The sequence below is a fragment of the Limimaricola cinnabarinus genome, from assembly GCF_047631075.1.
Lineage (GTDB): Bacteria > Pseudomonadota > Alphaproteobacteria > Rhodobacterales > Rhodobacteraceae > Limimaricola > Limimaricola cinnabarinus.
Genome location: NZ_JBLHYX010000022.1, coordinates 40,524 through 47,836, shown reverse-complemented (window position 1 = coordinate 47,836; position 7,313 = coordinate 40,524). Strand labels below are relative to the sequence as shown.

Here is a 7,313-nt window from a genome sequence, read left to right as displayed (position 1 = left end):
CCGCGATCTCGTCGAACGGGTTCATCGACATCTTCACGTTCGCCAGATCGACGCCAGACCCGTCCGACTTCACACGGACCTTCACGTTGTAGTCGATCACCCGCTTCACGGGGACGAGAATCTTCATCTGGCAAACCTTTCGCGCAAGGAGGGGGAGGGGTCAGGCTTTGACCCTTTCGGATTTCGGATCGTAGAAGGGCTTGAGCGAGGCTTTCGCGCCGACGCGCCGCCCGGCCACCTCGATCTCGTAGGCGCTCTCGAGCACCTCCTGCGCCGACTGGCCATCGCAGGGAACGTAGCCCATGCCCATGGCCGCGCCGAGATGGTGGCCATAGGCGCCCGAGGAGAGATAGCCCACGATCCGCCCGTCGCGCAGGATCGGCTCGGCGTGGTAGAGCAGCGGCTCGGGATCGGTCAGCATGAACTGCACCAGTCTGTGGCGCAGCCCCTCCTCGCGGCGGCGCGCCACCGCGTCGCGGCCGATGTAATCGGTGCCGGTCTTCTTGATGGCAAAGCCCAGACCCGCCTCGAGGATGTGATCCTCCGAGGAGATGTCGTGCCCGAAATGGCGAAAGCCCTTCTCGATCCGGCAGCTGTCCATCATGTGCAGCCCGCACAGCCGCGCCTCCATCTCGCGGCCCGCCTCGCGCAGCACCTCGAAGACATGGGCGGCCATCTCGGCGGAGACGTAGATCTCCCAGCCCAGCTCGCCCACATAGGTGACGCGGTGCGCGCGGGCCAGCGCCATGCCGATCTCGATCTCCCTACAGGTGCCGAAGGGATTGGTGGCGTTCGAGAAATCACTCGGCGAAACGCGCCGTAGCAGGTCGCGCGAGCGTGGTCCCATGACACAGATCACCGCCTCGGCGGCGGTCGCGTCGAACAGCGCGACGCGGAACGCGCCCATGTGGCGGCGCAGCCATTCCTGATCGGCCAGCCGCGTCGCGGCGGGGGTGACGACGAGATAGGCCGTCTCCGACAGGCGGGTGACGGTCACGTCCGCCTCGATCCCGCCCGAGGCGTTGAGGAACTGGCTGTAGACGATCTTGCCCACCGGAACCGACAGGTCGGAGGCCGAGACATGGTTCAGGAACGCCTCCGCATCCGGCCCCTCGACGCGGATCTTGCCAAAAGAGGACATGTCGTAGAGGCCGACATTCTCGCGGATTGCGCGGTGTTCGCGCGCGGCATTGTCGAACCAGTTCTGCCGCGTCCACGAATATTCGTATTCCGCCGGCTGGTTTGGGTCGGCGAACCAGCCGGCGCGCTCCCAGCCCGACAGCTCGCCCATCACGGCGCCCTCGCGCAGGAGCTGCTCGTGCAGCGGCGAGCGGCGGATGCCCCGGGCGGTGGCCTTCTGGCGGTAGGGGAAGTGATCGGCATAGAGCAGGCCGAGCGTTTCGCGCGACCGCTCGAACAGGTAGTGCCGGTTGCCCTGGAAGGGCTGCATCCGCGCGATGTCCACGTCGCCCAGATCGAAGGGCTTTTCGCCCGTGTCCATCCATGCGGCCAACGCCGAGCCCGCGCCGCCCGCCGACTGGATGCCGATCGAGTTGAAGCCTGCGGCGACCCAGACATTGTCCATCCCCGGCGCCAGCCCCAGATGGTAGGCGTCGTCGGGGGTGAAGCTTTCGGGCCCGTTGAAGAAGGTGTGGATGCCCGTCTCGGCCAGAAGCGGCATCCGGTTCACCGCCCTCTCGAGGATCGGCTCGAAATGGTCGAAATCCTCTGGCAGCTGGTCGAACTCGAAGCTGTCGGGGATGCCGTTCATGCCCCATGGCTTGGCCACCGGCTCGAAGGCGCCGAGCAGGATCTTGCCCGCGTCCTCCTTGTAATAGGCACATTCCTCGGGCACGCGCAGCACCGGCAGCTGCGTCAGCCCCGGCACCGTGTCGGTGACGATGTAGAAATGCTCGCAGGCATGGAGCGGCACGTTGACGCCCATCTGGCGGCCGACCTCGTGGCCCCACATGCCGGCACAGTTGACCACCATGTCGCAGGCGATGCGGCCGCTCTCGCCCGTCTCGTTCGTCCATGACACGCCGGTGATCCGCCTTCCCTTCTTCTCGAACCCCGTCACCTTGGTGCGCTCGACGATCTTCGCGCCGCGCATCTTCGCGCCCTTGGCCAGCGCCAGCGCGATGTTGGCCGGATCGCCTTGGCCGTCCTTGTCGAGATAAACCGCCGCCTTGACGTCCTCGACATTGACATGCGGGTAGCGGGTCTTGAGCTCGGCGGGGCCGATCTCCTCGACCTCGACGCCGAAGGCGCGCGCCATCGAGGCCTGCCGCAGGATCTCCTCGCGGCGGGCCTCCGACAATGCCACGGTGATTGAGCCGTTGCGCCGAAACCCGGTCGCAACGCCGGTCTCCGCTTCGAGCCGTCCGTAGAGCTCCTGGCTGTATTTCGCGAGCCGGGTCATGTTCTTGGTGGCGCGCAGCTGGGCGATGAGGCCGGCGGCGTGCCACGTGGTGCCGGAGGTGAGCTGCTTGCGCTCGAGAAGCACCACGTCGCGCCAGCCGAGCTGCGTCAGGTGGTAGGCCACCGAGCAGCCGATGACGCCGCCGCCGACGATGACGACGCGGGCCTGTTCAGGGGGAAGTGCCATGGTCGGGGTCCTTTCGGGTCAGGCGCGGATACGGGCATTGTCCGCATCCCACAGGCAGGTGCCGGGCTGCACGGTTGCGGTGAGGCGCCGGCCATAGACCTCGACCTCGACGGTCGCGCCCGCAGGGGTCGCGTCATCGAGCATCGCCAGCGCGATCGCGGCCTCGACGCGGTGGCCATAGGCCGAGGACAGGACCTCGCCCACGCGGGTGCCATGATGGAACACGGCCGCCATGTAGGGGGCGTCCTGCGCGCCGGTCTCGACCTTGAGCGCTACCAGTCGCCGGGCAGGGGGGCGCGGGGCTGCGATCAGCGCGGCTTTGCCGGGAAAATCCTGCGGCTTGTCGAGCCGCACGAAGCGGTCGAGGCCGGTCTCGAACAGGTCGTAATCCGAGGAAAGGTCGCCCTTCCAGGTCAGGTAGCCCTTCTCGATGCGCAGCGAGTTCAGCGCATACATGCCGAAGGGCACGGCGCCCACCGCGCGGATCGCGTCATAGACGGCAGAGGCGTCACCGGGGGCGCAATGCACCTCCCAACCCAGCTCGCCCGCGAAGGAGACCCGCACCAGCAGGGCAGGCCGCCCCGCGACGCGGGCCTTCTGGTGGGTCAGCCAACCGAGCGACAGGTCGGCCTCGGTCAGCCCGGCCAGCACCTCGCGCGATTTCGGACCGGTCACCAGCATCGCGACCACGTCGCGTGTCATGTCCCTGACCGTGACACCCTCGGGCATCGCGGCGCGCAGGATCTCGCCATCATGCCACTGCGCCACGGCGGCGGTCATCAAGGTGAAGTCATCCTCGCCATGGCGGATGCAGGACATCTCGGTCAGCACGTGGCCGCGCGCATCGGCGATATAGACGAGGTTCATCCGCCCCGGTTTGGGAAGCGCGCCCGCGATCAGGCCGCGCAGCGCCTTGGCCGCGCCGGGCCCCGAGACGGCAAAGCGCGAAAAGCCCGCGAGGTCGATCACGCCCGCGCCGTCGCGCACCGCGATCGCCTCCTCGCGCACCCGCGCCTGCCAGGGCCCCGCGCGGTCCCATGTCAGCGTCGCGGCCTCGGAGGTATCGTCGCCGGGCCGAGCGAACCAGTTGGCCCGCTCCCAACCGTTATAGGCACCCATCTGCGCGCCGTCGGCGCCAAGCCGGTCGTGATTGGGCGACAGCTTGCGGTCGCGGCCCGCGGGCCATTCGTGGCGCGGGAAATGCATCGCGTACTCGTGGCCGTAGGTCTCCATCGCCTTCGCGGTGGCAAAGGCAGCATCGGCGTGATCGGTAAAGCGGCGCGGATCGCATGACCACATGTCCCACTCGGTATGGCCATGCATGATCCATTCCGAGATGACCTTGCCCGCGCCGCCGCCCTGCGCGATGCCGAAAGTGAAGCTGTGCGCCTCAAAGGCGTTGGGCACACCCGGCATCGGGCCGATCATCGGCAGCCCGTCGGGGGCATAGGGGATGGGGCCGTTGATGTTGCGCTGCACGCCCTGACTGCCAAGAAGCGGCACGCGGGCCATGGCGTCCTCGATATACCATTCCAGCCGGTCGAGATCGTCGGGATAGAGCTGGAAGCTGAAATCCTCGGGCATCTCCTCGCCCGAGGCCCAGCCGAGCCGGCAGTCGCGCTCATAGGGGCCGAGATTGAGCGAATAGGTGTCCTGCCGCAGGTAGTAGGAGCTGTCGACATCGCGCAGCATCGGCAGCTTGCGGCCATGCGCCTCGGTCCAGGCCCGCACCTCCGGGATCGCCTCGGTGAGGAAATACTGATGGCTCATCACCGCCAGCGGCACCGGGCGGCCGCCATGCGGCACGAACCACTCCCCGATGCGGGCGGCGTAGTAGCCCGCCGCATTGACGACGTAGTCGCAGCGGATGTCGCCCTTTTCGGTGTGGACGATCCATTCGCCGCCCCGGCGGCTGACGCCGGTGGCGGGGGTGAAACGTGCGATGGTGCCGCCTGCGGCGCGCGCGCCGCGAGCCAGCGCCTGCGTGACCTGACTGGGGTCGATGTCGCCATCGAGCGGATCCCACAGCCCACCCTCGAGATCGAGGGTCTCCATGAACGGCATGTGCGCCTGCAGCTCCTCGGGGGTGCAGATCTCCATCTCCAGCCCCATATGTGCCGCCATGCCGCGCACGCGCTCGAACTCCATCATCCGCGCGTGAGTGTGAGCGAGCCGCACCGCGCCGGTGACGTGGTAGTTGATCGGGTAATCGACCTCCCGCGCCAGCCCGCGATAGAGCGCGAGGCCGTGGCGCTGCATGTTCATCACGCCGTAGCTCGCGGCAAAGTTCGGACAGTTGCCCGCCGCGTGCCAGGTCGATCCGGCGGTCAGCTCGTTCTTTTCGAGCAACACGCAGTCAGTCCAGCCGGCGCGGGCAAGGTGGTAGAGCGCCGAGACGCCGACCACGCCGCCGCCGATGATGACCACGCGGGCCGTAGAGGGAAGGGACATGCCGGACCTCAATAAACGGGGGGCGAAATGACCCACAGCGCCTCGGCCGGGGTCTCGTAGGGGTTGGCCCAGCGGTAGGGCGCGCCCTTGATGCGAAAGCTGTCGCCCGCCTCGACCGTGAAGCCGCGATCCTCGATCCAGACGTCGAGCCGGCCCGAGAGCAGGTAGACCACCTCGGTGGTGGTGGCGCGGAAGCGGGGCCGGTCGAGGGCGGCGCCGGGCTGAAAGGTCGAATGGACGACCTCGAAATCATCGGTCAGATCGGGTGAGATCAGCGCCTCGACCAGCCCGCTGTCACGCTCGCCGATCTCGCGGCGATGGGCGGCGCGCACCAGGAGGCCGCGCTCCTCGGCAGGGCCGCGAGGGCTGCCGAAGAACATCGACACCGGCGCGCCGAGGATCTCGCCCATGGCGTGCAGATCTTCGACGGTCGGGGTGGAGAGGCCGCGTTCGACCTGGCTCAACCAGCCGACGGAGCGACCGAGCCGCTCGGCCAGTCCGGCCAGCGTCATGCCGCGCGCGCCACGCAAGGCGCGGATGTCATGGCCAAGGGTATCAGGATCGTGCATCGCGGCGGCACCGGCTTTTCAAGGCAGTCATGAAAAAATGTCCGCGATTTTCACGACCCTGTAAATGAAATTCTTCGGTAAAATTTCACGGGGCCGGCTGGGACCCTGCGATGATCAATCGTTGGGCATCGCGCTGCCGCCTTGCCCGCCGACGGCGCGCTCCATGGCCCGCGCCAATCGCGCCATCCCGTCCTGGATCCGGTTCGCGGGGATCGAGGAATAGGCGATACGGTAATGCGACCGGTCCGGCGCGCGATGCGCGAAGAAGGCGGCACCCGGTTCGATCAGCACCGAATCCGCGCGCAGATCGAGCGCGAGCCGGGTCGTGTCCACGCCTTCGGGCGCACGCATCCAGAACGATGAGCCGCCATGGCTCTCGCCGCCTACGGGGGTCAGCCCATGCACCCTGATGCAGCTCTCCATGATCGCGCGGCGCTGGCCGTAATGGCGCGCCAGCCGGGCGACCTGCGCGTCGTAATGGCCCAGAGACAGGAAATAGGCCGTGCTGCGCTGGATGTGGCTGGGCGGGTGGCGCAGCACCACCGAGCGCAGCTTGCGCATCTCCTCGATCATGAGCCGGTCGCCGACCACGTAGCCGAGCCGCAGCCCCGGAAAAATCGATTTGGAGAATGAGCCGACATAGATCACCCGCCCGTCCTGATCGAGCGACTTGAGCGCCGGGGAGGGCGGGGCGAGGAACGACATCTCGAACTCGTAATCATCTTCGACGATCAGGAAATCGTCGCGCGCGGCGCGTTCGAGCATCTCGATCCGTCGATCGATCGGCATGGTGACGTTGGTGGGGGCGTGGTGGCTCGGCGTGGTGAAGACGAGCTGGGCATCTTCGGGAATCCGCTCCGGTGGCAGCCCACCCGCATCCACGTCCACCGACCGCCCGACATGACCCATCTGGTCGAAGATCCGCCGCAGCCCCGGAAAGCAGGGGTTCTCGACGATCGCGACCTCTCCGTCGGAGAGCAGCAGCTGCGCGATCATCCAAAGCGCATTCTGCCCGCCCATGGTGATCAGGATCTGGTCGGGCTGGGCGTGGATGCCGCGGCGGGGCAGGATGTGGCGCAGGATGAACTCGACCAGCATCGGGTCGTCGCTCTGGTAGCGGTCCTGCGCCAGCGTATCGAAGTCGCGCCGCCCGACCGCGCGCAGCGCGCAGGCGCGCCAGTTGGCATGGTCGAACAGCTCCGGGTCGGATTGGCCGTAGATGAAGGGAAAGCGGTAATCCATCCAGTTCGGCGGGCGCAGGATGTCGTCGCGCTGGCGGACCGGGCGGGTGAGCCGGTCGGCCCAAGCAACACCGGGACGCGCATGCCGCACCGGGTCGTCGAAGCGCGGCCGGCGCGGCGCGGTGTCGGCAACGAAATAGCCCGATCGATCGCGCGCAACGAGATACTCATTGGCGACCAGCTCGTTGTAGGCGACCGTGATGGTGATCCGCGAGACGCCCAGATGCGCAGCCAACCGGCGCGAGGACGGCATCTTCTCGCCCGCCGCGCAGCGCCCCGAGACGATCGCCTCGGCCACGATCTGCTGGATCTGCTGCTGCAGCGTCGCGTCGCTGCCCGGCGGCAGCAGGAAAATCTCGGGCGGGATCGGCATCCTAGGGGGCCTTCCTACGGGCAGGGACGGGCAGGGCGACCGCGCCCCGCACGTCCCCGGTAGCATCCGCC

At 67.7% G+C, this 7,313-nt stretch carries 4 protein-coding genes and 1 pseudogene; all 5 read right to left on the bottom strand.

Going from position 1 to position 7,313, the window contains the following annotated elements; all coding sequences use genetic code 11:
- A pseudogene (locus tag ACJASC_RS15195) lies at nt 1-127 on the bottom strand (electron transfer flavoprotein subunit beta/FixA family protein); the annotation flags it as partial.
- Between the two features lie 33 nt (nt 128-160).
- Nucleotides 161-2,608 (bottom strand): GcvT family protein, encoded by a 2,448-nt coding sequence (locus ACJASC_RS15190; protein WP_415146744.1) that lies wholly within the window; start codon nt 2,606-2,608, stop codon nt 161-163.
- Between the two features lie 18 nt (nt 2,609-2,626).
- Nucleotides 2,627-5,059 (bottom strand): GcvT family protein, encoded by a 2,433-nt coding sequence (locus tag ACJASC_RS15185; RefSeq protein ID WP_415146743.1) that lies wholly within the window; start codon nt 5,057-5,059, stop codon nt 2,627-2,629.
- A gap of 8 nt (nt 5,060-5,067) precedes the next feature.
- The gene (locus ACJASC_RS15180) at nt 5,068-5,628 is read right to left on the bottom strand and encodes a helix-turn-helix domain-containing protein (protein ID WP_415146742.1); all 561 of its coding nucleotides are present in this window, start codon (nt 5,626-5,628) and stop codon (nt 5,068-5,070) included.
- A gap of 114 nt (nt 5,629-5,742) precedes the next feature.
- The gene (pdxR, locus tag ACJASC_RS15175; RefSeq protein ID WP_415146741.1) at nt 5,743-7,242 is read right to left on the bottom strand and encodes a MocR-like pyridoxine biosynthesis transcription factor PdxR; all 1,500 of its coding nucleotides are present in this window, start codon (nt 7,240-7,242) and stop codon (nt 5,743-5,745) included.
- Nucleotides 7,243-7,313 lie beyond the last annotated feature (71 nt).

What these genes read in the sequence shown, in the direction of transcription:
- ACJASC_RS15180 (WP_415146742.1), bottom strand. Translation starts at nt 5,628, where the DNA reads ATGCACGATCCTGATACCCTTGGCCATGACATCCGCGCCTTGCGTGGC.
- ACJASC_RS15185 (WP_415146743.1), bottom strand. Translation starts at nt 5,059, where the DNA reads ATGTCCCTTCCCTCTACGGCCCGCGTGGTCATCATCGGCGGCGGCGTG.
- pdxR (WP_415146741.1), bottom strand. Translation starts at nt 7,242, where the DNA reads ATGCCGATCCCGCCCGAGATTTTCCTGCTGCCGCCGGGCAGCGACGCG.
- ACJASC_RS15190 (WP_415146744.1), bottom strand. Translation starts at nt 2,608, where the DNA reads ATGGCACTTCCCCCTGAACAGGCCCGCGTCGTCATCGTCGGCGGCGGC.